The 24,367-nt window shown below is 33.5% G+C and carries 23 protein-coding genes; 12 read left to right on the plus strand and 11 right to left on the minus strand.

Annotation, left to right across the window (positions count from 1 at the left end):
- The first annotated feature begins 12 nt into the window (after positions 1 to 12).
- From ACQUQZ_RS11765 to ACQUQZ_RS11775, 3 genes are all read left to right on the plus strand, one after another.
- Entirely contained in the window at positions 13 to 2,187 is a 2,175-nt protein-coding gene (locus ACQUQZ_RS11765) for a TonB-dependent receptor (RefSeq protein ID WP_435355127.1), read from the plus strand.
- Between the two features lie 269 nt (positions 2,188 to 2,456).
- Positions 2,457 to 3,044 (plus strand): RNA polymerase sigma factor, encoded by a 588-nt coding sequence (locus ACQUQZ_RS11770; protein ID WP_435355128.1) that lies wholly within the window; start codon positions 2,457 to 2,459, stop codon positions 3,042 to 3,044.
- Complete coding sequence (locus ACQUQZ_RS11775; RefSeq protein WP_435355129.1) at positions 3,044 to 4,240, plus strand: hypothetical protein; 1,197 nt, start codon at positions 3,044 to 3,046, stop codon at positions 4,238 to 4,240. Before ACQUQZ_RS11770 ends, ACQUQZ_RS11775 begins: the two co-directional genes overlap by 1 nt.
- A gap of 19 nt (positions 4,241 to 4,259) precedes the next feature.
- Here ACQUQZ_RS11775 and ACQUQZ_RS11780 read toward each other — a convergent pair whose 3' ends face one another.
- The gene (locus tag ACQUQZ_RS11780; RefSeq protein WP_435355130.1) at positions 4,260 to 5,810 is read right to left on the minus strand and encodes a S8 family serine peptidase; all 1,551 of its coding nucleotides are present in this window, start codon (positions 5,808 to 5,810) and stop codon (positions 4,260 to 4,262) included.
- A 59-nt stretch (positions 5,811 to 5,869) separates the two neighbouring features.
- Here ACQUQZ_RS11780 and ACQUQZ_RS11785 point away from each other — a divergent pair, with 59 nt between their 5' ends.
- The 4 genes from ACQUQZ_RS11785 to ACQUQZ_RS11800 all read left to right on the plus strand — a co-directional run bounded on the left by ACQUQZ_RS11785 (position 5,870) and on the right by ACQUQZ_RS11800 (position 9,005).
- Positions 5,870 to 7,156, plus strand: a complete 1,287-nt coding sequence (locus ACQUQZ_RS11785; RefSeq protein WP_435355131.1) for an aminopeptidase P N-terminal domain-containing protein — start codon at positions 5,870 to 5,872, stop codon at positions 7,154 to 7,156.
- Positions 7,157 to 7,284: 128 nt separating this feature from the next.
- On the plus strand, positions 7,285 to 7,683 hold the full coding sequence (gene parS, locus ACQUQZ_RS11790; RefSeq protein WP_435355132.1) for a type II RES/Xre toxin-antitoxin system antitoxin: 399 nt from the start codon (positions 7,285 to 7,287) through the stop codon (positions 7,681 to 7,683).
- On the plus strand, positions 7,683 to 8,138 hold the full coding sequence (locus ACQUQZ_RS11795; protein ID WP_435355133.1) for an RES family NAD+ phosphorylase: 456 nt from the start codon (positions 7,683 to 7,685) through the stop codon (positions 8,136 to 8,138). Before parS ends, ACQUQZ_RS11795 begins: the two co-directional genes overlap by 1 nt.
- A 51-nt stretch (positions 8,139 to 8,189) precedes the next feature.
- Positions 8,190 to 9,005, plus strand: coding sequence for an N-acetylmuramoyl-L-alanine amidase-like domain-containing protein (locus tag ACQUQZ_RS11800; RefSeq protein ID WP_435355134.1), 816 nt, complete (start codon positions 8,190 to 8,192; stop codon positions 9,003 to 9,005).
- A 25-nt stretch (positions 9,006 to 9,030) separates the two neighbouring features.
- On the opposite strand, the gene ACQUQZ_RS11805 is transcribed toward ACQUQZ_RS11800, so the two are convergent.
- Positions 9,031 to 10,302, minus strand: coding sequence for an amidohydrolase family protein (locus ACQUQZ_RS11805; protein ID WP_435355135.1), 1,272 nt, complete (start codon positions 10,300 to 10,302; stop codon positions 9,031 to 9,033).
- 49 nt (positions 10,303 to 10,351) lie between these two features.
- Entirely contained in the window at positions 10,352 to 10,522 is a 171-nt protein-coding gene (locus ACQUQZ_RS11810; protein ID WP_435355136.1) for a hypothetical protein, read from the minus strand.
- A 110-nt stretch (positions 10,523 to 10,632) separates the two neighbouring features.
- On the opposite strand from ACQUQZ_RS11810, the gene ACQUQZ_RS11815 reads away from it, so the two are divergent.
- Together ACQUQZ_RS11815 and ACQUQZ_RS11820 are read left to right on the plus strand one after the other, a co-directional pair.
- The gene (locus ACQUQZ_RS11815; RefSeq protein WP_435355137.1) at positions 10,633 to 11,139 is read left to right on the plus strand and encodes a uridine kinase family protein; all 507 of its coding nucleotides are present in this window, start codon (positions 10,633 to 10,635) and stop codon (positions 11,137 to 11,139) included.
- Between the two features lie 174 nt (positions 11,140 to 11,313).
- A complete protein-coding gene (locus ACQUQZ_RS11820) occupies positions 11,314 to 12,195 on the plus strand; it encodes a bifunctional 5,10-methylenetetrahydrofolate dehydrogenase/5,10-methenyltetrahydrofolate cyclohydrolase (protein WP_435355138.1) in 882 nt (293 codons plus the stop codon).
- Between the two features lie 86 nt (positions 12,196 to 12,281).
- Here the strand turns inward: ACQUQZ_RS11820 and ACQUQZ_RS11825 are convergent, their stop codons facing one another.
- The 3 genes from ACQUQZ_RS11825 to ACQUQZ_RS11835 all read right to left on the minus strand — a co-directional run bounded on the left by ACQUQZ_RS11825 (position 12,282) and on the right by ACQUQZ_RS11835 (position 15,446).
- Positions 12,282 to 12,467, minus strand: coding sequence for a T9SS type A sorting domain-containing protein (locus ACQUQZ_RS11825; protein WP_435355139.1), 186 nt, complete (start codon positions 12,465 to 12,467; stop codon positions 12,282 to 12,284).
- 165 nt (positions 12,468 to 12,632) lie between these two features.
- Positions 12,633 to 14,102, minus strand: a complete 1,470-nt coding sequence (locus ACQUQZ_RS11830) for a capsule assembly Wzi family protein (protein WP_435355140.1) — start codon at positions 14,100 to 14,102, stop codon at positions 12,633 to 12,635.
- A 105-nt stretch (positions 14,103 to 14,207) separates the two neighbouring features.
- Positions 14,208 to 15,446 (minus strand): DUF819 domain-containing protein, encoded by a 1,239-nt coding sequence (locus ACQUQZ_RS11835; RefSeq protein WP_435355141.1) that lies wholly within the window; start codon positions 15,444 to 15,446, stop codon positions 14,208 to 14,210.
- Positions 15,447 to 16,048: 602 nt separating this feature from the next.
- Here ACQUQZ_RS11835 and ACQUQZ_RS11840 point away from each other — a divergent pair.
- Positions 16,049 to 16,513, plus strand: a complete 465-nt coding sequence (locus ACQUQZ_RS11840; RefSeq protein WP_435355142.1) for an Lrp/AsnC ligand binding domain-containing protein — start codon at positions 16,049 to 16,051, stop codon at positions 16,511 to 16,513.
- 54 nt (positions 16,514 to 16,567) lie between these two features.
- On the opposite strand, the gene ACQUQZ_RS11845 is transcribed toward ACQUQZ_RS11840, so the two are convergent.
- The 5 genes from ACQUQZ_RS11845 to ACQUQZ_RS11865 form a co-directional block, all read right to left on the minus strand.
- Positions 16,568 to 17,431, minus strand: a complete 864-nt coding sequence (locus ACQUQZ_RS11845; protein ID WP_435355143.1) for a DUF5694 domain-containing protein — start codon at positions 17,429 to 17,431, stop codon at positions 16,568 to 16,570.
- Between the two features lie 120 nt (positions 17,432 to 17,551).
- Positions 17,552 to 18,997, minus strand: a complete 1,446-nt coding sequence (gene sufB, locus ACQUQZ_RS11850) for a Fe-S cluster assembly protein SufB (protein WP_435355144.1) — start codon at positions 18,995 to 18,997, stop codon at positions 17,552 to 17,554.
- A 197-nt stretch (positions 18,998 to 19,194) separates the two neighbouring features.
- A complete protein-coding gene (locus tag ACQUQZ_RS11855) occupies positions 19,195 to 19,695 on the minus strand; it encodes a hypothetical protein (protein ID WP_435355145.1) in 501 nt (166 codons plus the stop codon).
- A gap of 29 nt (positions 19,696 to 19,724) precedes the next feature.
- Positions 19,725 to 20,831: a lipid-A-disaccharide synthase gene (gene lpxB / locus ACQUQZ_RS11860; protein WP_435355146.1), complete on the minus strand. Its 1,107-nt coding sequence runs from the start codon at positions 20,829 to 20,831 to the stop codon at positions 19,725 to 19,727.
- Positions 20,832 to 20,886: 55 nt separating this feature from the next.
- Entirely contained in the window at positions 20,887 to 21,297 is a 411-nt protein-coding gene (locus tag ACQUQZ_RS11865) for a 6-pyruvoyl trahydropterin synthase family protein (RefSeq protein WP_435355147.1), read from the minus strand.
- Between the two features lie 161 nt (positions 21,298 to 21,458).
- Between ACQUQZ_RS11865 and rfaD the strand changes: the two genes are divergently transcribed.
- Both rfaD and lepA read left to right on the plus strand, forming a co-directional pair.
- Positions 21,459 to 22,424 (plus strand): ADP-glyceromanno-heptose 6-epimerase, encoded by a 966-nt coding sequence (rfaD, locus tag ACQUQZ_RS11870; RefSeq protein WP_435355148.1) that lies wholly within the window; start codon positions 21,459 to 21,461, stop codon positions 22,422 to 22,424.
- Between the two features lie 115 nt (positions 22,425 to 22,539).
- The gene (gene lepA / locus ACQUQZ_RS11875; protein ID WP_435355149.1) at positions 22,540 to 24,330 is read left to right on the plus strand and encodes a translation elongation factor 4; all 1,791 of its coding nucleotides are present in this window, start codon (positions 22,540 to 22,542) and stop codon (positions 24,328 to 24,330) included.
- Positions 24,331 to 24,367 lie beyond the last annotated feature (37 nt).

The raw sequence follows: 24,367 nt of genomic DNA on the forward strand, positions 1-24,367 counted from the left end.
ATCAACAATCTCATGAAAAAATCATTTATATTATTTTGTATTTCTCTTATTTCTGTCATCTCTTATGCTCAAGAAACAACTCCAAAAAGTTTGAATGAAGTAATTGTAAGAGAAAAAAGAAAAACTGCTAAAGAAAGAGGAGAATTCAAAAGACATGCACAAACGGTCGAAGCTTTGACTGAAGAAGAGTTAAATAGAAACAATCCCGCATTTATCGAACAAAGTTTAGGGACAATGGCTGGTGTTCAAGTTGATAAAAGAACTCAATTGGGCGGTCAGCGTATCATAATCAGAGGTTATGGAAATGATCAAAAATTCAATAATTGGGGGATCAAAGCCTACTACAATGGCGTACCTCTTACTACTGCTGATGGTATCACAATTATGGATGATATTGATTTTGCCTTAGTCAACAATATTGAAGTTATCAAAGGGCCAGCCGCTACAATGTATGGTGGAGGTGTAGGTGGTGTGGCTCGTTTTTATTTAAAACCCTCAGAAGACAAAGGTGTTTCTTTGACTGAGAAAGCTGTTGTTGGCTCTTTTGGTTTGTTTCAATCTAACACACGTTTAGATATTGTTAATGACAGCTCATCTATGTTTTTGAGCTACGGACATTTGCAGTCAAATGGTTATCGCCCTCGTGGTAATAGTTTAAAGAATTATTTGACCTACATGGGTGAATTCAAATTAAGTAAAAAACAAACTTTAACAACTTATTTAAGTCATAATTATTCTCACGAAGGTGTTACTGGTCAAATCTCTTACGCCGATTACTATGCAGGAATTGATAATGGAAATCCTGCTTATGCAAAGAAAAATGCCCGAAATGATATTCAAGCAACTCGCTTTTCATTGAATCATCAGTATGCTTTCACAAGTAAGTTTAGCAACAGCACTTCTGTATTCTATTTTAATCAAGATTTCAAACGTGTTGCAGCTGGTGCAGATGAAAATAGTATGAATCCAAACTATGGATTTAGGTCAGTATTTAATATTAAAGCCAATCTTGGAAGCAATACTTTAAACGAACTAAACTTAGGAACAGAAATTCAACAATCAAGATCATTGATTTCAAACTATAGATTCCTTGGCACTGATGATGCCAACCCACTAAAAGTACAGGACATTTCAAAAGGCTCATATTTTAAGTACGTTACCAATCAAAACTCGTATTTTGTTCATAATCGTACTACATTCAGTAAATTAGATTTAGCTTTGATTTTAGGTGTTAGCTTAAATCATATTGATTATAAACGTACTGACCTTTTAGCCCCATTAGGTTTAGTGACTGGTTATAACAAAGATTTATCATTTAGTAAATCTTTTGCTAGTTCTGTAAACCCGCATATTGCCTTACAGAAAACTATCAAAAAACAAATCATCAATTTGAGTTATAGCGAAGGCTATAATGCACCAACAGCCAGTACAGCTTTTATCGGCACAATCAATGTAGCCAATGATGGTCTTTTGCCTGAAAAAGCAAAAATGGTAGATTTAGGTATTCAAGGTTTACTTTTTAATGATAAGTTGGATTACCAAGTGTCTCTCTTTGATATTAACATTTCAAATAAATTAACGCAACTTTCTGGTGTTATTCCAACGGGTGGTACTTATACTTATTTCGCAAATACTGGTACACAAAAAAACAAAGGTTTTGAATTAAGTTTAGGATACTTAATTATTCCAGGAAAAGGAGAAGGGTTCATTAAAAAAATTGAACCTTTCTTGAATCTTTCAAGCTATAACTTTAAATATAGCGATTTTAAAACTAAATTTGGTAGTGGTGTAGTTGATTATTCAGGCAAACAAGTGGTCGGAGTACCGAATAGTAAATACACTATTGGCTTAGACATTGTTTTGAAAAATGGCCTGTATTGGAACAATACATATAATACAATGGGAGATGTTTATACTGACTTTGCCAATGCAAATAAGGTTAAAGGTTATTCACTATTCAATAGTAAAATAGGTTATAAATACATTACACCAAAATTTGATTTTGATGTGTATTTGTCAGGAAACAATCTGACAAGCCAAATCAATTATACATTCTTATTTTTGGGAAATAATATCAATGATGCAGACCCAGGCAATGGCTACCCAGCCAATGTTACAACAGATGTAAACCCTGGCCCAAGTAAAGCTTATTATTTTGGTGGTGTGAATGTTCGTTATAAATTTTAAATAAAACGATGGAGACTTGGCAGCTTGTGAAGTCTCCATCGTTTTATCAATTGTGAATTTTGTGCAAAAAATATTATTCCTTATCTTGCATAAAAACTTTTATATTCAGGAATTTAAAATCATCAATCAAATGAAGTGATATTTCTTAAATGACTCACTGCATAATGTGATGAATTTTAACGAGTGAGCATATAAAATCTTATTTTTTACAGCGTTATCATAGTCAATATACGTCTTAGCTTAAAAAGCCATCTAAACGTAAATTTTCCGTGATAACAACAGCAGAAATTTACTTTACAACCTTAACCAAAAAGAAACTATTGACTTCAAATAGTTTGATGGAAGTCGTCGAAAACTGCCTAAAAGGTAATGAAAGTGCCATGAAAAAATTTTATGAGCATTTTCACGGTTTTGCTTTGTCGGTATGTATGAGTTATTGTGAAAATCGTGATGATGCTTTGGAAATCATGAATGATGGCTTTTTAAAAGTTTTTAAGAATTTAGATAAAGTAGAGAATATTGAAAGAATCAAGCCTTGGCTCAGGCGAATCATGATAAATGTTGCGATTGACCATTTTCGGAAAAACGTTAGGAAGCAGTCAACTCAAATATCTGATAATATAGCTGACCAAAATTATGGAGACGCATCGGTTTATGCCAAACTTTCGTCTGAAGATATAATGAAGGCTGTACAAAGTTTGCCTACTAATTATAGGCTTGTCTTTAATTTATATGCTGTTGAAGGGTATTCACACAAAGAAATTGGAGAAATGTTACAAATGGCCGAAAGCACCTCTCGTGCTAATTTATCTTTGGCAAATGGAATGCTTCGTGAGAAGCTAAAAAAAATGCAGTAATGAAACAAGACGAAGAAAATTTTCATCGAATAATCAGAGAAAAGCTGGAGCAATTCAGTCCTGAAAGTTCCCTAGATGACTGGCGAAAAATGAAACGTAAGCTATTGATTAACAATACATTACGTTTTTTGTTACCCAGTTTATCGGTAGTGCTTGTTGGCTTATCATTCTATTTTTTAAAAGATAATGAGGTAGTTGTCCATGCAAAATCCGCTATTTTAGATCTCCCACCTATTACCACCTCAACAAGTCCAAAAACAAAAAAAGCAGAATCAACCCATATTTCTACAAAAAATTTAGAGAAGAAAGAGCTGCCAAAAACAGCAATTATCAATGAAAATCCAGTGTTTCCTGAATTATTTAATGAAACATCAGTGGTAAATGAAGTAGAAGAAACAGAAATTAAAGTAACAAAGATTGCTTCCAAAAAAATGCCAGCACCCGAAATTCATGGATTGGCAGAAAAAGAGATTCGTTACATGGCTTCAACAATGGTTTCGATGAGTGATAAAATTTCAAGGGTGCGTCAACTTGGTAAAACTTATGAGCTCACTTCCTATCAAGCACTTGATCGAAATATTGACAAATGGAAAAATATTGTTGTTGTCTGTGATATTACAACAAGTATGTTTCCTTATACCACCCAAGTATTTGATTGGATGATGGAAAATCACGAAAATACAAGTATCAAAGGGATCGTTTTTTTTACAGATTGCGATAGTTTAGGACGACAAACACGTGGAAGACTTCCAGGGAAAATGTTCTCCGTTAGAAAAAGAGATGAATTAGTCCTTTGGGATACCATGTTTGCTGCCATCAATAATACTGAAAATAACAAAGATAAACCTGAAAATAATATTGAGGCATTGCTTTATGCACAAAAATATTATCCAGATGCAGATGAAATTGTAATGATTGCTGATAATAGTAGCGAAGTAAAAGACATGCGTTTACTTTCTAAAGTTAAAAAGAAAGTTCATGTAATACTTTGTGGTGAAACTTACCAAAAAAACTACGCCTTTCAGTCAGATTTTATAGAAATTGCTAAAAAAACCAATGGTTCGATTCATACTGTTGAAGATGATATTGAAAACGTGACAAAAGTGAAAGAAATGAGCGTCGTCAAAGTTGGAAACATCTATTTCCGTTTCCATAAAGGTAAATTTTACACGACTAAGTTTTTATCACGACCATAAATCAATTTAGCAAATTGTTTTATTTCCAAATAACCTCAATTACTTCTTCTTTACAAATAACCGTAGTTTGTTTCACTTGTGGATTTCTTTTCAGTAAAATAAAATTATATTTCGACCGAAACGAGTCTTGTGAAATCACTTGAGTAGGTGATTTTTTGTTGAAAACAACCACCACATCTTTCGTTGGTAATGGAATTTCTACCTGCTTTTCTCCCTCCGATACTTCGATCGTTTTAGTAAAATTTTTCGTTTCAATATTATTGGCTAAATCAATAGCTTTTTTTCCATTTGGCACACCATTTCCTACAAAATTATTTGCAAATGGGTATAAGTTTGCGGATTTTTCAAGAATATTCTTAATTTCTTTTGTACTTAACCGAGGGTTTAATTGTAACAAACAAGACACGAATCCAGTAATCACTGGTGCGGCAAGCGATGTGCCGAAAAGTGAATAACACGAAACATTCGGTTTGTTATAAGCTAAGAATTCAGGCCCTATACTACTATAACCCATTTTCATTCCAAGTTCATTTGTAGCACCCACGGCAATTACTCCTTCCACATCAGCTGGGGTAGAAATGATCTGCCAACTTCGATCATCGCCCTCATTGCCAGCCGAAACAACCACAATCATCCCTTTTTCTTCAACTGCCATTTGTGCAGCTTTTGCAATCACACTTGTCTTACCATCCATCTGCTCAGGCGAATAACTTTCTTTAGGATTTGAAAAACCTTTGGCATAACCCAAGGAAGTATTGATCAATCTTACTCCTAAACTATCCATCCATTCCATTGCCGCCATCCAATTGTCTTCTTCTCCTCTAAATTCTTTGTTTCCACTATCGGTACGTGCCAAATAAAAATTAGCTTTTGTAGCCAGTCCTAATTGGTAATTTTCTTTTGTATTTCTTCCAGTAATTGCATTCAACACCTCAGTTCCATGAAAATCTGAAGATGTTTCTCGTTCTCCAAAAAAATCTATTTTTTTAGGGTTAACATAATCTTTTACACCTAAAATAAGATTTTTATCGAATAAATGCTTTAATGTTTGAGTATCATTTGCTCCAAAAAAACCAGCATCAATCACACCTATTGTAACACCTTTTCCATCCAAACCGTATTGTAAAAAACTTTCAATTCCAATTTGTTTCATTACAAAATCTACTCGTAAATCATCTTCTGTTTTCAATCGAGTATTAGTTTTGGATAAAACTAATTTGCTATCAATTGGAATAATCCTTTTGATAAAGCTTAATTTCTTTATCTCATCAATTTGATTGGGGCTAATATTGGCTGAAATGGCATTCAACCATTTCGATTTAATCAGTGGCTGAATATCCATACCTTTCAATAATGAAATATATTTTTCATTTACCGGCAAATCCGAAACTTGTGACACTGAAAGTCCTAAATTTCGACGATTTTCTATACATTTTGCCGAGATTGATGCTTTAGCATTTAAATCTTTATCCGTAAAAAATAACCAGTATTTTGCTCTTTGAGCATTTGCACTCAATGAAAATATTCCAATAAAAATAATATTTGTTAAAATTCGACCGATTCTTGTCATAGGAGTGCTATAATTTATAATTTCGCAAATATTCCAAAAAAACAATCAAAAAAACGACAATGCGTTACGAAAAAATTGACTCGCAACTTTTTATCTCAAATAGAGAGCGTCTAAAGAAATTGCTAAAGCCTAATTCACTTGTAATTGTGCATTCAAATGATGTCATGCCAAGTAATGCCGATGGAACTTTAGGCTTTCATCAAAATAACGACATTTTTTATCTAACAGGTATCGACCAAGAAGAAAGTATATTGGTACTTTTTCCTGATTTCCCAGATGAAAAATTTAGAGAGATTCTTTTTGTACGTGAGACAAGTGAACATATCAAAATTTGGGAAGGAGAAAAATTATCGAAAAAACAAGCAACTGAAGTATCAGGCATCCAAAAAATCGTTTGGACAAATAATTTTGAAACAATATTGCGTAAATTAATTTTTGAAGCCGAGCAGGTCTATCTCAATCTAAACGAACATGATGGTGCTGATTGGCAATTTGAAAGTCGAGAAAGACGGTTTATTTCTACATTTAAAAAACAATTCCCACTACATCAAGTCGAAAGATTAGCTCCGTTGATGTTCAAATTGAGAGTAATCAAGCAACCTATTGAGATAGCTTTGATAAAAAAAGCGATTGAAATTACAGGAAAAGGTTTTGTAAGAATGGCGAGATATTTGAAACCCAACATAGCAGAATTTGAATTGGAGGCAGAACTAAGCCATGAGTTTCTTAGGAATCGTTCAAGGGGTCATGCCTTCTCTCCTATTTTAGCATCAGGTGAAAGTGCCTGTGTTCTTCATTATGTTACCAATAATCTTAATTGTAAAGATGGAGATGTAATTTTAATGGATTTTGGTGCAGAATATGGTAATTATAATGCTGATATTACAAGATGTTTGCCTGTAAATGGGAAATTTACCCAACGACAAAAGCAAGTGTATGAAGCAGTTTTAAGAGTAATGAAAGCTGCCAGATCAATGCTCATTGTTGGTAATAACATGGAAAAATTGAGAAAAGATGTAGGAAAAATCATGGAATTTGAATTGATAGAGCTTGGTTTATTGAATGCTGATGAAGTTGACAAACAATCGGATGATGCTCCTTTGTATAAAAAATATTTCCCTCATGGCATTTCACACCACCTCGGACTTGATGTACATGATGTGGGTAGTCGCTATGAAACTTTTAAGGCTGGAATGATTCTCACTTGCGAACCAGGTATTTATATTCCAGAAGAAAAACTCGGTATCCGACTCGAAAATGATATTTTAATTACTGAAAATGGTAATGAAGATTTGATGGCAAATATTCCGATTGAGATATTGGATGTGGAGAGATTAATGAGCTAGTGAGTAGTAAAAAAGTCCATCAAATTCAAAAATCACACAATCATCAATCGCTCATTCACAAATATTTTTGTAATAAGTCTTGCAAAAGACGACAAATAGCGTTTATTTTACGACAAATGTCTAAAAGTATGTTTCTACTATTTAATAAAGCTGTCAAAACTCAATCTGATTTGATTGAATTAGCACGTACAGGGATTCCTAAAAACGCAGTGGTGAAGATGGCAAAACAATTGTCATTCTCTGGAAAAGAATTGGCAATCATTATCAATCTTTCGGAAAGAACGCTTCAAAGGTATCCTGATAATAAAAAATTAGAGAAAATTGCTTCTGAAAAAGCCATTCAATTAGCCAAATTGTATGAAAGAGGCAAAGAAGTTTGGGGTGATTTGGAAAGATTTAAAGGTTGGATGAGGCACCCAAATCCATTTCTTAGTTCAAAAACACCACTTGAAATGTTAGATACTGGTTTTGGATTCGAGATGGTTTTGGACGAAATCGGTCGAATTGAGCATGGAGTTTTAGCATAATGGAAGTTTTTAGACTCGCTACTGCAAAATATGCCAATGACCTTTCAGGAACTGGTGCAAGACTACATGGTGGTCGTTGGAATCAAAAAGGAGAGGCTGTTTTATATACGGCAGGCACTCGTGCATTGGCTTTGGTAGAAGTTTTGGTTCATTTGACCAATGCTTTTTTACCACTCAATTATCAATTGATAAGTCTCTATATTCCTGATGATTCTATCATCGAATTTCCAATAAAATCTCTACCGAGCGACTGGAAAAATCTTGAACCAGGCGAATCTACAAAGAAAATAGCAGCAAAATGGCTAATAACTAATGAGTATTTAGTTATGAAAGTTCCTTCGGCGGTTGTGGAAGGAGAATTTAATTATTTAGTCAATCCACTGCACGCTGATTTTTCAAAAGTAAAAATCTTAAAAACTGAACCTTTTAGTTTTGATACTCGATTACTCAAATAAAACAATTTTAAATTTCATTTATCGTTTCTTGAAAAATATTCTACCGTTCTCATGAAAAAAAGTTTTTTTACAGTTATTCTATTAATTATTACAAATGTAGTTTTTGCTCAAAGTGCTGATGAAATGATTTTTATGCAAAAAATGAAATTGCCTAAAAGTGAATCTAAAGCACAAACTGCCCTCTCGATTGCTAAAAGTTTCATCGGACAGCCTTACAAAGGTGGGACTTTAGAAGTAAATACAAAAGAACAGTTGGTTTGTAATCTTCGTGACTTTGATTGTTCGACTTTTGTGGAGAGTGTTATTGCCATGACATTAATCAAGTATCATGAAAAACCAAGTTATGAAAAATTCAATACACAACTAAAAAACCTTCGTTATCGCAAAGGTGAAATAAATGGTTATACTTCACGTCTCCATTATTTTAGAGAATGGATGATTCAATCGGAAGAAAATAATATCGGACAAGATATAACCAATCTCATTGGTGGACAAATTCAGAAGAAAGAGTTAAACTTTATGACAAGTCACCGTGAACTTTATCCCAAATTGAAAGAAGACGAAGCTTATTTGTTAATTGCAAAAACTCAAAAACATTTAAATGATTATGATTTTTACTTTATTCCAAAGGCAAAAGTCTCAAAAATAGAGAGTCAAATTCATGATGGAGATATCATAGCAATCACTTCAACTATAGATGGATTAGATTATAACCACGAGGGTTTTGCTATCACACAAAATGGTCGGCTTCATTTATTACATGCGTCTTATGATCTCAAAAAAGTGATTATTTCTCAAGAACCACTTGCTGATTATTTAAACAGAATCAAAAAACATTCAGGAATTTCAGTTTTTAGGCTTATATAATTTCAATATTTGGAAAGATAATGGTCTATTCACCAATTATCTTTCCATCTTTCATAACCAACTTTATATTACGAATATCTTTGATATTCTGTGTTGGATTGCCATCAACAACCAAAATATCAGCTAAAAACCCAACTTTCACTCTCCCTACTTGATTTTCAAGATGAAAAGCATCGCTATTAATGCTTGTAGCAGACTTTAGAGCATCGATTGGTTTCATACCATACTCTACCATCATTTCTAATTCTCTGGCATTGTCGCCGTGAGCAAAAACACCAACATCACCTCCAAAACAAATTTTTACACCTGCATCAAATGCTTGTTTAAATGTCTCTTTTTTCTTTTTTATTCGTTCTGGCTCAGGATCAATACCTTTTTTCCAACCTCTATATTGACTAATTGCATCACCTGCTGCAAGTGTCGGACAAAGACAAACGTTTTTTTCAACCATTAATTTCCAAACTTCTGATGTTCCATTATCGCCATGTTCGATTGTTTCAACACCACCTAAAATCGCACGTCTCATTCCTTCGGCAGTCGAAGCGTGAGCAACCGTTGGGCGACCTGCACTTTTAGCAGTTTCTACAATCAATTTTATTTCATCAATTGAAAATGTAGGAGCTGCTTCTCCCCTAAGTCCCCAACGATAATCGGCATAAATTTTTATCAAATCAGCTCCATGACCAATCTGATTTCTTACTTTCTTTATTAAATCGTCATGACCATCAGCCTCCTCTGCCCCTTGTGGAACTTGAATATCTGGAGAGAAGCCTTTCGGAGCATAACTCCCAGTAGCGATCAAAGCTTTGGTAGCAATCAAGAGACGTGGACCTTCAATAATACCATCATTGATTGCTTTTTTAAGGCCAACATCATCAAATTCAGCTCCTTCTGTTCCTAAATCTCTTGCGGTGGTAAAGCCAGCTTTCAAAGTTCGCTCTGCGTGTACAACAGCTCTTGAAGTTCGGTATGAACGAGCCTCTTTCAATACTTGGTCTTCCCAAGGCGTTTCGTTATAAGGATGTAAAAAAAGATGGGTATGTCCTTCAATCAACCCTGGCAATAAAGTACAACCTTTCAAATCGATTACTTTTGTATCTTTAGGTAAGTTCTTCTCAATAGTTAACTGGTTTTCAATGCTTTCAATTTTATTGTTTTTTATTAAAACTCCATATCTTTCTAAGTTTTTTTCTCCATCAAAAATTCGATCTGGCTTAATATAAATATATGATTGAGCTGAAGCTATTTCGAAAGAAAATATCATCAGGAGTAAAAGAACTGCTTTTAATTTGTTCATTGGTTTGATTGACTAAATATATTGTAAGAAAAATATGATAAATAAACCATTATTTATTACGAAAGCTTCTAAGACCAGCAATCCCAATAACTATAAAAAGGATACCCATAAAAGTATTCATCAAAGAAACTGTTTTGATAGAGATTCTTATTGCTAAAATTAAAATTCCACAAGCAATTGCCACATAACTGGCATAATAGGAAAGCTTATTCTTATCCATTTTTTAAGGTTTTAATTATTTTGTCATAAATATAACCAAAATTAATTTTCTTTAAAATCGAATGATATATTTGTATTATAAACCTCATCCTACTCAAAAAATTAAGCAAAATGATTATCGGTATTGGTGGCGTAAGTCGTTCTGGCAAAAGTACATTAGCCAATCTTTTAGTAACGTATTTTAGAAAAAATGGAAAGAAAGCCATCATTTTTCATCAAGACGATTTTGTTTTTCCGGAAACACAAATTCCAAAAATAAAAAACAAAACTGATTGGGAATCACCTCAATCAATTGATTTTGAGCTTTATAGAGAAGTAGTAGAACTTTTTAGAAGTCGCTTCGATATTGTGATTGCCGAAGGCCTCTTTGCTTTTTATGATGAAAAAATGAATGAGATTTATGACAAAAAATTTCAAGTAAAGATTTCAAAACGTACTTTTTTAATACGCCGAGCAATGGATATTCGTTGGGGATACGAACCCACTTGGTTTATCGATCATGTTTGGCAATCTTTTTTAAAATATGGAAAAACCAAAAGTAGTTTAAAAAATGTCATTACTGTAAGTGGAGAAGATGAATTTGATATGGATAAAGTTATTAAGCATATAAATAAATGATTTTTAAAATCATCTATTAAAAAAGACAATTTCAAACCATAAACCACTTATTATCAATACATTACAATACAGTAAAATATTCATCATTCGTAAATCCTCATTCGTAAATACTTTCTTCCATTTGACTTTTGACAAAAATAAACGACCTTTGTATCTTCATTAAAATATCGTTCCATGACAATCATAGATGGCAAACTTATCTCAGCACAAGTAAAACAAGAGCTTAAACAAGAAGTTGAGAAACAAATATTAAATGGCGGAAAAATACCTCATTTAGCTGCAATTTTAGTGGGAAATAATGGTTCAAGCGAAACTTATGTAGCTAGTAAAATTAAGTCTTGTGAAGAAATTGGTTTTAAATCAACCCTTATCAGACGTGATTCAACTACAACAGAAGCTGAATTAATTGAAATAATCGAACAGCTCAACAACGATGAAGACATTGATGGTTTCATTGTTCAATTACCACTTCCTGAGCAAATCAATGTTGACAATGTCATTGAAGCAATCGAGCCACGCAAAGACGTAGATGGTTTTCACCCTATCAATATTGGTAGAATGGCGAAAGGGTTACCAGCTTATATTTCGGCAACTCCTTTTGGTATTTTAGAACTCATCAAAAGATATAATATTGAAACATCAGGCAAACACTGCGTGGTGGTTGGAAGAAGCCATATTGTAGGTTTACCCATGAGTATTTTGATGCAAAGAAATGATTACCCGGGCAACTGTACCGTTTCATTGGTTCATAGCAAAACAAAAAATTTAGCAGAAATAACACAACAAGCTGATATTCTGATTGCAGCCATTGGAAAACCAGAATTTATTACGGCTGATATGGTAAAAGAAGGAGCAGTAGTTATTGATGTTGGTCTAACACGTGTAATTGATACTTCTAAAAAAAGTGGTTTTGCACTCAAGGGTGACGTAAAATTCGATGAAGTAGCTCCCAAGTGTAGTTTTATTACTCCTGTACCGGGTGGAGTTGGTCTAATGACAGTTGCAGCTCTCATGTATAATACATTACTTTCTGCAAGAAGAGAAATTTATAAATAATGCTAAAAGCTGAATTATGAGTTCTAAATTAGCGAATCAATTTCGTTAACACTCATAATTCAGCTTCGCTACAGCAAAATATAGTTTTAGTGATTGATATAAAATTGGTGGGAAACTGAACGACCTTTCGGGAGTTGCAATTCTACAAAATAAATTCCATCTTTAAGTTTTTCAACGTCAAATTCATGTTGATTTCCTCGGTTTATATTTTGTACTTGAAGAACATTTCCTTGTGCATCTTTCAAATAAATTTTAGTGTTTACTTCGCTCATATTATTATATAAATATTAAATTGTGGATAATTATTAGATAGACGTAAATTAGACTAAAAGCTGTTGCATGAGTTTAATTAATTTAATAAAATATTATCTGATGGTAGCAACCTAAGTTTCGTTCATTTACTTTACAAAAAGCTTGTTGGTTAAGATTAGCTCAAACTACCATTTCTTTATAATAGAAACAAAAGTTCCGAAGTTGTCTTTTATTAAATCACCATGATCCACAGAAATATTGACATTTAAGTCTGCTTTTAGTCGCTTTAATGGTATAATTGTATTGACCGAATAAGATATTTGAACAACTGGAACAATTACCTTTCCCAATAAACTGGTATTTCCAAAATTTTTACTGTAAGATAAGCGATTAGAAAATCGTATTACCCCTATTTGATTCAAAAGTCCTGCATAAACTGCCCAAACTCTATTATTATTGATAAAAACATAGCCATTGTCTATTTGCTTTTCAGACCTTAAATTTTCTTCTGGTGTTAGAAATGGTGTTCCTATTGTTTGACGATTATATGACCAGCCATCAAAATATTGTTGGTGATTAAACAAGAAATTTTCTTCATTAGGATGTCTATCTTTCAATCCTAAAAGACGTGCTAAACCGGCTTCATACCGTCCTTGATTTTTGGTAAATAAATATTCAAAAACGACTTTCTTGAACGAAGATTCTGGTTTGGGTGTAAAACTCAATCCATAAAGACCATCATCAGTATTTGTTAAGCCAAAAAGTTGGCCATCTTCAAAAATAAACTGCTTATAAACTAAGAGGCGACTTTTTTTAATCTTAAATTCTGCTGCAGCATCTACCGAACCAAGATGATTTCCAAAATGATTGGTAGTCTCAAAAGCATTATACGAAGCAAATTTAGGCGAGTGCTTCCAAAGATTTTTCATTGGCAAAACAACATTTCCATACACAAACCAATCTTGCGGAAAACGTCCATTCAATAATCTGTCATCGCCTTGTGCAAGTGGAACTTTTGGCATACCTCCCCATTGAACATTGTGAACGATTCCGCCATACAAATTCATCTTTGAAGTTGGTTTCCCGATCTTAAAAAACAATGTTTTCTGATGTAAAAAATAAGATTTAGCAAACCTTTGATCACCAAACCAACCATGTGAAAAAGTACCTTTAACACTCAGCCATTTAAAAAAAAGTTTTGAATAATTGGGCATTCCAATCTGAACTTTTGGTATGGGCATGGCATTACCCGACCATGAAATCGATCCCGAACTCATTAGCGTATCGACGATTCCAAACATTTCCTTTCTTCTACCCACATAAAATTCAAATTTCCCAAGTTTAGTACACAAAAAAGCCTCAGGAAGTAAAATTTGTGGCTTTTTACCAAGAATAGTTACTGCTTCAAAACCGTAATCAAATTTGAAAAATTTATTGAGGGTATCTTTTTTAGTTTTTATACTTTGACGACACATAAATGCAGGTAAGTCGCTTGGAATACTGCCATACTGATTGGAAGCTTGCCAAAAAGGTAGCTTGTTGGTTAGAGAAAAAAAACCTCCTAACTCAAATTGGTAGTTAAATTTTTTCTGTGGATTTTGTTGAGCTATGACTGTCAAAGAAATACAAGTCAGTATTACGGCTAAAAATTTCATATTTCCTCAATGTTATGAGTAAAATTTAGCAAATATGATGCCTATTAGTTAAAATCCAAAATTAAGCGGTGGCATATCTATCTATAAGGTGATAAACTACATTTTTCAATGCGAAAGCCATTGTAAAGCTAAACCTGTTAAATACCCACAATACGTGCCAATGGCATTGCCTAAAATAGCTAACAAAACTCCAATTGGAGCTAAAGACGGATGAAATGCGGCTGCAACTACTGAAGCCGATGCAACACCGCCCACATTTGCTTGCGACCCCACAGCCGTAAAAAAAAATGGTGCCTTGACAAGATAAGCAGCAATAATTGTAAAAATGGCATGGGTAAAAATCCAAATTAGGCCTACTACAAAAAGCATCGGGTTCTGAAATGCTTCAAAAATATGGAGTTGCATCCCAATGGTTGCGATTAGCATATAGAGAAACACCGTTCCAATTTTTGTACTACCCAACTTTTCAAGATTTCTGGCACGCGTATTTGAAAGTAAAAGACCTGATAAAGATGCAATAGTAACAATCCAAAAAGATTTAGATGCTAAACTATAAGCTTTGAGTGCAGGATAATTTATTTCGACAAAGGGCGTAATTTTATCAGCTATAAGATGAGCAATACCAGTAATTCCAAAACCAACTGCCAAGAGTATAAACAATTCTTGGAAGGTAGGATTTTTTTGTTTGGCATTTTCCAATTCAACTCTTGCCCTAATTTCATGAATGACCGAATCATCCGCTTTCATTTTTTTATCAATAATTGCTGCTTTACCAACAAAATACAGTAATAAGCCTAACCATAATTCGGCAAATAATACATCTATTACGCTTGTTTGAGCAAATACTGCTGGAGAAGGTTGGAAAATTTCTTTCAAAGCTAATTGATTTGCATTTCCACCAGTCCAACTACCTGCAATAGTGGCTAAACCTCGCCAAACCTCCTCTCCTTCTTTCCCAAGAAAACTTGGGTCAATCATTTTACCAATCCAAAAACCTAATGGCCCTCCTACCATTACACCCAAAGCACCAGCAAAAAAAACAAAGAGAGCCTTTCCACCTAAACGTTTGATTGCTTTAAAATCAACGCTCAAAGTAAAAAACACTAAACATGTTGGCAATAAGAAACGTGAAGCAGTTTCGTCTAATTGAGACTCGCTTGCAGAAATAATATTGAACGAACTCAACAAGCCTGGAATAAAAAAACAAAGCAGTATTGATGGAACAATTTTATAAAACTTTTCAAAAAGTGAAAGTGTTGTTGAATAAAAAATAAGAGCTAATGTGACCATTAAAATACCCAATACAACGGCATCATTGGTAAAAAAAGGAGAGCTTTGATTCATAAGATTCTTTAGATTTTTAGTAAAAAAAAGCTAATTTTTCTTAAAATCAAAGAGCTTGAGTGATTATACAAAAAAGGGTTAGCTTAAGGAGGTTAAAATAAAATCAAAAAAACACGTAACCCTCAAATCGGAATTACGTGTCGCAATTACACTTCATCAACAAACTAAAAACCAAATAATATTTTTACTAAGCAAAAATACTCAAAAAAAAAGTATGAAAGAAATTTATAGATAAAAATATTCTTTCACACTTTCGATTTGTCTGCTGTAAGAGGGGGAGTCGAACCGCCCACGGTGTAGTTAGCCACAGTACAATTTTGGTGGTCAATCCCAGTCGACTAAGAAATTCCGGCTTATGCTGCGTTTATCCTATATTCACCACCCCCGAGACAGGAGGGCATGGCTGCCAATTTCATCACCTTACAATGTGATAAATTACATTCAGTTGTTATTAATATCTCTCCTGAGTTGTAATTTGATAATGCAAAGTTAATACAAAAAAACTATTTGTTGCAAATATTTTAGTAAAAATATTGAATATTTATATTTTTTTTAATAAAATTACACTTTCATTGATAAATCCTCAAAAACAAAATAATAAAATGGAGAAAAAATTAGAAATTGATAATACTGATTTAAAGATTTTAGCACTTCTAATGCAGGATGCAAAAATGCCATATACGACAATTGGCGAAAAAATTTTTGTTTCTGGGGGTACAGTTCATGTGCGTATGGGTAAGATGGAAGAAATGGGTATTGTGAAAGGCTCTCAACTTATCATCGACCCCGTAAAATTAGGGTGGGATATAAGTGCTTTTTTAGGCATTTACTTGGATAAAAGCGAACTTTATGAGACTGTTGCTAAACAATTGGAAGAAATACCGGAGGTGGTTGCTATCAATTATACAACTGGTCAATACAGCATTTTTGCAAAAATTGTTTGTCGAGATACGCAACATCTAAGGGAGGTTTTGCATGACAAAATTCAAAAAGTTGGCGGAATCCAACGAACAGAAACGTTTATTTCATTGGAAGAAAGATTTAATCGACCAATCCCTTTGATTTAGGAATTGAATGTTTTACGGGTGAATAGATTTTTAATCGTACCTTCACAATACCACTCATTCACTCAATAATTGCTTTGCATCTACTACTTCAAAATATGGATGCGTTTTTAGCATATCCTTTAAAACTTGAACATGTCCACCACCAATAATAACCAACAATTTGCGGTCGAACGGACTCACGCTTGAAAGGATGTTTTGCAGAATTTTGGTGTTACGATAATACTCTTTTGCAGTAAATTCTGCACCAAATCCTCTTGTATTGGTATCCATCCAACCTGTAATATTGAAATAATGAAGCGTTGCTATGCTTTGTTCAGAATTAAGATTGAGCAGATGTTGCTTAATTGTAAGGCTTTTCCAACTTTCATAATTGGCAACATAGTCATTAAATGCCTTTTTAACACTTGGATTTCTGACAAAATATTCATCATAACTTGGGCGATTTAGTTCAAGTTCATGTGTGTAAAATGTCATTAATGTATCAACTTTATTTCGGGCTAATTTTATACCTGTATTCAGATCTGGCTGGACAAAATTCACACATGTGACTCCTATTGGGTGATTAATTTTCTTAGCTAATTTAATACCTATTTGGAAAATTTCGTTGTATTCACTGCTTCGCTCCGTGGGTTTAAGACCATTGAGATAATTTTTATAAACATTATTCCAGTAAGGCTGCGTATCAGGTGTATTTTCTACAAATATTTTATCAGGCTTAAACTTAGCCAAATCATCTACCAAAGATTGAATTTGTTGTTGGCGTTCAGAAGAAAGTAAGTCAGTAATGCTACCTTGCTTATAATCAGGCGATTCACCCATGTGAAAAACACCTAAAAAAGCAATTTGAATTCTTCCACTTTGAGCAAAAGAAGTATTTGAAATCGTGAGTATGTAAAATAAATAGAGTAGCTTCTTCATGCGTTAGGTTTTTGGATTGTACAAACAAAAAGACTGCCAATTAGCAGTCTTTTTGTTTAATATATTGCTTTGTATTCAAAAACAATTGAAATTTATCAATTTTTCATCATTGAATCCTTCTTATCCTACACTTCCTTCCAATGAAATTTCTAATAACTTTTGAGCTTCAACTGCAAATTCCATTGGTAACTGATTCAAAACTTCTTTTACATAACCATTCACAATCAAAGCAACAGCTTGCTCGGTGGGAATTCCTCTTTGGTTACAATAAAACAATTGGTCTTCTCCGATTTTTGAAGTAGTGGCTTCGTGTTCCACCGTTGCGGTTGAATTATTTACCTCGATGTAAGGAAACGTATGAGCTCCACATCTGTCACCTAAAAGTAATGAATCACATTGAGAAAAATTTCGGGCATTTTCTGCTCGTTTTGAAATATCAACTAAACCTCTGTATGAGTTTTGACTTTTTCCTGCTGAAATACCTTTTGAAACAATACGACTTTTAGTATTTTTTCCAATATGTGTCATTTTTGTTCCTGTATCAGCTTGCTGCATATTATTAGTTACAGCAACTGAATAAAACTCTCCGATTGAATTATCACCACGTAAAATGACAGAAGGATATTTCCAAGTAATCGCCGAACCAGTTTCTACTTGAGTCCACGAAATTTTTGAGTTTGCTCCAAAACATAAACCACGTTTTGTCACAAAGTTATAAATCCCACCTTTACCTTCTTTATCGCCTGGATACCAGTTTTGAACTGTAGAATATTTTACTTCTCCCTTTTCGTGAGCAAAAATCTCTACAACTGCGGCATGTAATTGGTTTTCATCACGCATTGGTGCTGTACAACCTTCTAAATAACTAACGTACGAACCTTCGTCAGCCACAATTAAAGTTCGTTCAAATTGACCTGTTCCAGCAGCATTAATTCTAAAATAAGTCGAAAGTTCCATTGGGCAACGTACTCCTTTTGGAATGTAGCAGAACGACCCATCAGAAAACACAGCAGCATTAAGTGCTGCATAATAATTGTCTTTTACAGGAACAACTGAGCCTAAATATTTTTTAATCAACTCAGGATGCTCTTTGATAGCTTCTGAAATCGAACAAAATATAATTCCTAATTCTCCCAATTTTACTTTAAAGGTGGTTGCAACTGAAACTGAATCAATCACGGCATCAACCGCTACACCAGACAAACGTTCTTGCTCTTTTAATGAAATTCCCAAACGTTCGAAAGTACGACGTAATTCTGGATCAATTTCATCAAGACTATTGATTACTTTTTGTTGTTTTGGAGCAGAATAATATTTAATTGACTGCAAATCAACAGGTTTATAATGTACATTAGCCCAAGTTGGTTCGGTCATTGTTTCCCAAACTCGATACGCATTGAGTCTCCATTCGAGCATCCATTCTGGTTCGTTTTTCTTGGCAGAAATCAAACGAACAACATGTTCGTTTAAGCCAGCAGGAATTTCGTCTGCCTCTATGTCAGTGTAAAATCCGTATTTATATTCGGATGTTGTAAGTTCTTCTAATAATTCTAAATCCTTGCTCATGCGATTAATTTTGCGTGATTCACATATCTTTCTAACAAAAGAAAACGAGTAAATGTTCGCAAATTTAGACTTAATATAAATAAGAATTAAATTTAATTTGAAGATTTGTCAATTTCGATGATTTGAAAATGATTTAACTAATTTGTTCATGTAACAAATGAATTAATTCCTAAATCTACAAATTGACCAATCTTACTTTATTTTACAACTTCAAAAGTTGCTACAAATTGATAAGTTACACCACTCAACGCAAGTGAAGTTTTACCTACAAAAGTTGTTTCGGTCAATTCCACAACATCAAAAACAACATTTTCAACTTGTCTGCCTTGAAAAATAATTTTATCAATCGAAAACTGTGTTTCGGTAGCATTCAAGCTCCAATTAGCTTTCAAAAGTAAATCAGGGTCAGTTGCATTACATTTGGTTGCTCCTTCACGAATTTCGTAAGTTTTATTTGAAAAAAAAATCAATAAATTATCTGTTACACAAGTAGGTTGAGTTGAAACCAGATCAATTTTTAACCCTTGAGGATTTGTTGCTTCTGCTTTTGTATTTTTCCAAGTTTTAGAGGTAGTACCTGCTACACCCGCTAAAAGTTCAGTTTTTGTTTTAGGTACAACAACAGTAGTACCTTTCTTACAAGAAAAAATACCTGCAAAACATACGAATAGAATAATAATTACGATGTTGATTCTCATTTTTATACAATTTTGTTTGATGCTAAACTTTATTTACTTAATAATTCTACGATTCTTTTACCTGTTTTCTCTGAAGCTCCAATAGTTCCCAAATTTTCCTTAATTATCTTGTAATCAAGCATTTGATACTGTCTGAAAACTGAATTAGGTAATATATTTTTTAATTCTGAAGCTAAATTTTCACTGTTAAGTTCATCTTGTATTAATTCCTTTACAACTTCTTTTTGTGCAACTAAATTAACCAAAGAAATAAATGGCACTTTAATTAATTGTTTGGCAATTTTATATGAAATCCAACTTGATTTATAACATACCACTTGAGGAACATTGAACAATGCTGTTTCTAAAGTAGCAGTACCAGATGTCACCAATGCCGCAGTTGAATGTGTCAGTAAATCATACGTTTGGTCAAAAATAATACTAATATTTTTATTCAAAAACTTTTGATAAAACTCTTTCGAAAGATTACTAACTCCTGCAATAACGAATTGATAATCAATAAATTGTTCTTTTATAGAAACCATCAACTCTAGCATTTTTTCAACTTCTTGCTTTCTACTACCAGGCAGCAATGCGATAATCTTCTTTTGTTCCAATCCATTAGCTTCTAAAAACTGTGGGTTAGGTTTAAAAGACGCAATAGCATCAAAAAGTGGATTTCCAACAAACTCTACTTCATAATTGTATTTTTTAAAGAACTCAACTTCAAAAGGAAAAATCACAAACAATTTATCAATACTTTTTTTCAATGCCCAAGCTCGATTTTGATTCCACGCCCACACCTTTGGAGAAATGTAATAATAAACCTTATATCCTTCTTTTTTTGCCCATTTAGCAATTCGCATATTAAAGCCCGCATAATCAATCAGAATAATGGCATCTGGTTGAAATTGAGTAATTGAATTTTTACATTCTGTGATAAAACCTAAGATTTTTGGAAGATTCAGAAGTACCTCTATGAACCCCATAAAAGCCAATTCACGGTAATGTTTTGAAATTTCAGCACCTGCCTCTTGCATGTAATCACCTCCCCATGCCCTGATAAGAGCTGAATTATCAGCTCTTTTAATAGCTTTTATAAGATTTGACCCATGTAAATCTCCAGAACGCTCACCCGCAATGATAAAATACTTCATACAAAATTAATTTTGAATGAGTGAATGCTTTTTTAAAATTCTTCCATTCAATCATTTAATTTCCATAATACTCTACATAATGATTTGCTGTTTCTACCAGTTTAATGCAATGAAGACTTCCCTTACAATAGTTTGGGATAATAGGGGCTAAAATTTTCCATATTTCGATGGCAAAATTCTCCGTACTTGGTAATTTTCCATACAAAAAATCGACATCTTTATTCAGAAACGTATGGTCAACCTTATTAATAATTTCATTTTTCATGATTTGGCTTAGATCTTTTAAATCCATCACAAACCCTGTTTCTTCATCAATTTCACCTTTGACTGTTACATAAAGCTCCCAATTATGTCCATGAATATTAGAACAAAGTCCAAAAACTTCTTTGTTTTTCTCAGCCGACCATTTTGGATTATACAATTGATGAGCAGCGTTAAATGTTTCTCTTCTTGTAATATGAATCATTCGATTACTTGATTTTTTTACAAAATTACCAACAAAAATTTTCAACTCACCTTTATTTAGGTTATTTCTTGAAAAAGTACAATTTAATCAAAGTTTAGTGTATGGATTTATATTTTACAATGTTCTAATTTTGCAAACCATTATTTTTTTGGAAAAATACTATGATTATTGTAACAGGAGCGGCAGGTTTTATCGGTAGTTGTCTGATTCAACGGTTGAATCAAGATAACTTCAATTTTATTATTGCGGTGGATGATTTTTCTAATCCACTGAAAATGAAGAACTTAGCCAACAAGAAAATTCAGGAGTTTGTTCATCGAGATAATTTCTTCGATTGGCTTGATAAAAATCAAGCTGAGGTTGAGTTCTGTTTTCATATTGGTGCAAGAACTGATACAACTGAATTTGACACCGAAATTTTTGACAGATTAAACCTAAATTATAGTAAAAACATCTGGAAAAAATGTTATGAATATCAAATTCCTTTGGTATATGCTTCTTCAGCTGCCACTTATGGTGGAGGAGAATTGGGATACGATGATAATGAATTGTTGATTCCTCAATTAAAGCCTTTGAATCCTTATGGAGATTCAAAAAATGATTTTGATAAATGGGCTTTGCTTCAAAAAAATGCACCATTTTTTTGGGCTGGATTGAAATTTTTCAATGTTTATGGGCCAAATGAATTTCATAAAGGGAGAATGGCATCAGTCATTTTTCATGCTTTCAACCAAATTAATAAAGTAGGTAAAATAAAACTTTTCAAATCACATCGTCCAGATTATAAAGATGGTGAGCAAATGCGAGATTTTATTTATGTAAAAGATTTGATTGACGTGTGCATATTTCTAATGCACTCACGTCGAAATTCAGGCATTTATAACCTCGGAACAGGTAAAGCTCGTACTTTTTTAGACCTTGCAAAAGCAACTTTTTCAGCATTAAATCTTTCTCCAGATATAGAATTCATTGATACTCCAGAAGATATTAGAGATAAATACCAATATTTTACACAAGCCAATATGAGTAAGCTACGTATGATTGGCTATAAAAAACCTTTTACATCTTTAGAAGATGCTGTGAAGGACTATGTAACTAATTATTTGGTTGAAGAAAAATATCTTTAAAAATCTGCCTTTTTCTTACTAATTTTGTGGACTTGTACGACGACTGTCCTAAGTCGTCTAATGTCATTTTTAAAAAGATGGGTTAGGAAACCCGTCATACGTATTTGGTATTTGAATGAAAAATATTCGAAATTTTTGCATCATTGCACACATTGACCACGGAAAAAGTACGCTTGCTGACCGTCTATTACAATTTACTGGTACGGTAGCAGGACGAGATATGCAGGCACAAGTCCTTGATGACATGGATTTGGAGCGTGAAAGAGGTATTACAATCAAAAGTCATGCAATTCAAATGAATTATAAGTTTGAAGGGCAAGAATATGTATTAAATTTGATTGATACACCTGGTCACGTTGATTTTAGTTACGAAGTTTCTCGTTCGATTGCTGCTTGCGAAGGTGCCTTATTGGTTGTAGATGCTGCCCAAGGTATTGAGGCACAAACCATTAGTAATCTTTTCCTAGCTCTCGACCACGACCTTGAAATTATTCCTGTTTTAAATAAAATTGACCTTCCTGGTGCAATGCCAGAAGAGGTGAAAGACCAAATTGTTGACTTGATTGGTTGTGATAGAGACTCTATCATTCCTGCAAGTGCGAAAGAAGGTATTGGTATTAATGAAATTTTGGCCGCTATTATTCACCGAATCAAGCCACCAGAAGGAAATCCAAATGAGCCATTACAAGCCTTGATTTTTGACTCAACTTTTAATTCTTTCCGAGGAATTGAAGTAATTTTTCGAGTAAAAAATGGTAGAATTAATAAAGGAGATAAAGTAAAATTTATTGCAACGGGCAAAGAGTATTTTGCTGACGAAGTTGGGATTTTACGACTCACAAAAGAGCCACGTGATTATGTTGACTGCGGTGATGTAGGTTATATCATTTCTGGTATTAAGATAGCAAAAGAAGTAAAAGTTGGGGATACAATTACACAAGTTGACAATCCAACTAAAGAAATGATTAAGGGTTTTGAGGAAGTAAAACCAATGGTTTTTGCTGGAATTTACCCTGTTGACACAACGGAATTTGAAGACCTGCGTGATGCAATGGAGAAATTGCAATTAAATGATGCAGCTTTAATTTGGGAGCCAGAAACCTCTGCCGCTTTAGGCTTTGGTTTTCGTTGCGGATTTTTAGGAATGCTCCATATGGAAATCGTTCAAGAACGTCTTGAACGAGAGTTTGATATGACGGTTTTGACAACTGTTCCATCTGTAAAATTCCATGTTATCAATAAAAGAGAGGAGTTGCTAGAAGTTTCTGCCCCTTCAGAAATGCCCGACCCAAATGTTATCAATTGGATTGAAGAACCATTTATCAATGCACAAATCATCACTGCATCAGATTATGTTGGGCCAATCATTGGCTTGTGTATGGAAAAGCGTGGTATTTTGAAGAACCAAATTTATCTTACTTCCACACGTGTGGAGCTTACATTTGAGTTGCCATTGTCAGAAGTAGTTTTTGACTTTTTTGATAAATTAAAAACAATTTCAAGAGGCTATGCCTCCCTTGATTATCACCTGATTGGCTACCGTGAGTCTTCATTGGTAAAATTGGATATTCTATTGAATGGCGAGCCAGTTGATGCTCTTTCGGCCATCGTTCACCGTGATAAGGCTTATGATTGGGGTAAAAAATTGTGTGAAAAATTAAGAGAATTATTGCCTCGTCAACAATTTGATATTGCCATTCAAGCAGCCATCGGAGCAAAAATTATTTCTCGTGAAACAGTAAAAGCATTAAGAAAAGATGTAACAGCCAAATGTTATGGTGGTGATATTTCTCGTAAACGTAAACTCTTGGAAAAGCAAAAGAAAGGTAAAAAACGTATGCGTCAGATTGGAACAGTAGAAGTGCCACAAGATGCTTTCATGGCAATCTTAAAAATAAATAATTAATTTTTTTCGATTGATAATTTAGAATTTTGATTCGTCT

This window comes from Emticicia sp. SJ17W-69, from assembly GCF_051209875.1.
Classification (GTDB): Bacteria; Bacteroidota; Bacteroidia; order Cytophagales; family Spirosomataceae; genus Emticicia.

Coding starts and splice junctions, on each gene's coding strand:
- ACQUQZ_RS11765 (WP_435355127.1), top strand. CDS start 13: ATGAAAAAATCATTTATATTATTTTGTATTTCTCTTATTTCTGTCATC.
- ACQUQZ_RS11775 (WP_435355129.1), top strand. CDS start 3,044: ATGAAACAAGACGAAGAAAATTTTCATCGAATAATCAGAGAAAAGCTG.
- ACQUQZ_RS11780 (WP_435355130.1), bottom strand. CDS start 5,810: ATGACAAGAATCGGTCGAATTTTAACAAATATTATTTTTATTGGAATA.
- ACQUQZ_RS11785 (WP_435355131.1), top strand. CDS start 5,870: ATGCGTTACGAAAAAATTGACTCGCAACTTTTTATCTCAAATAGAGAG.
- parS (WP_435355132.1), top strand. CDS start 7,285: ATGTTTCTACTATTTAATAAAGCTGTCAAAACTCAATCTGATTTGATT.
- ACQUQZ_RS11795 (WP_435355133.1), top strand. CDS start 7,683: ATGGAAGTTTTTAGACTCGCTACTGCAAAATATGCCAATGACCTTTCA.
- ACQUQZ_RS11800 (WP_435355134.1), top strand. CDS start 8,190: ATGAAAAAAAGTTTTTTTACAGTTATTCTATTAATTATTACAAATGTA.
- ACQUQZ_RS11805 (WP_435355135.1), bottom strand. CDS start 10,302: ATGAACAAATTAAAAGCAGTTCTTTTACTCCTGATGATATTTTCTTTC.
- ACQUQZ_RS11810 (WP_435355136.1), bottom strand. CDS start 10,522: ATGGATAAGAATAAGCTTTCCTATTATGCCAGTTATGTGGCAATTGCT.
- ACQUQZ_RS11815 (WP_435355137.1), top strand. CDS start 10,633: ATGATTATCGGTATTGGTGGCGTAAGTCGTTCTGGCAAAAGTACATTA.
- ACQUQZ_RS11820 (WP_435355138.1), top strand. CDS start 11,314: ATGACAATCATAGATGGCAAACTTATCTCAGCACAAGTAAAACAAGAG.
- ACQUQZ_RS11825 (WP_435355139.1), bottom strand. CDS start 12,467: ATGAGCGAAGTAAACACTAAAATTTATTTGAAAGATGCACAAGGAAAT.
- ACQUQZ_RS11830 (WP_435355140.1), bottom strand. CDS start 14,102: ATGAAATTTTTAGCCGTAATACTGACTTGTATTTCTTTGACAGTCATA.
- ACQUQZ_RS11835 (WP_435355141.1), bottom strand. CDS start 15,446: ATGAATCAAAGCTCTCCTTTTTTTACCAATGATGCCGTTGTATTGGGT.
- ACQUQZ_RS11840 (WP_435355142.1), top strand. CDS start 16,049: ATGGAGAAAAAATTAGAAATTGATAATACTGATTTAAAGATTTTAGCA.
- ACQUQZ_RS11845 (WP_435355143.1), bottom strand. CDS start 17,431: ATGAAGAAGCTACTCTATTTATTTTACATACTCACGATTTCAAATACT.
- sufB (WP_435355144.1), bottom strand. CDS start 18,997: ATGAGCAAGGATTTAGAATTATTAGAAGAACTTACAACATCCGAATAT.
- ACQUQZ_RS11855 (WP_435355145.1), bottom strand. CDS start 19,695: ATGAGAATCAACATCGTAATTATTATTCTATTCGTATGTTTTGCAGGT.
- lpxB (WP_435355146.1), bottom strand. CDS start 20,831: ATGAAGTATTTTATCATTGCGGGTGAGCGTTCTGGAGATTTACATGGG.
- ACQUQZ_RS11865 (WP_435355147.1), bottom strand. CDS start 21,297: ATGATTCATATTACAAGAAGAGAAACATTTAACGCTGCTCATCAATTG.
- rfaD (WP_435355148.1), top strand. CDS start 21,459: ATGATTATTGTAACAGGAGCGGCAGGTTTTATCGGTAGTTGTCTGATT.
- lepA (WP_435355149.1), top strand. CDS start 22,540: ATGAAAAATATTCGAAATTTTTGCATCATTGCACACATTGACCACGGA.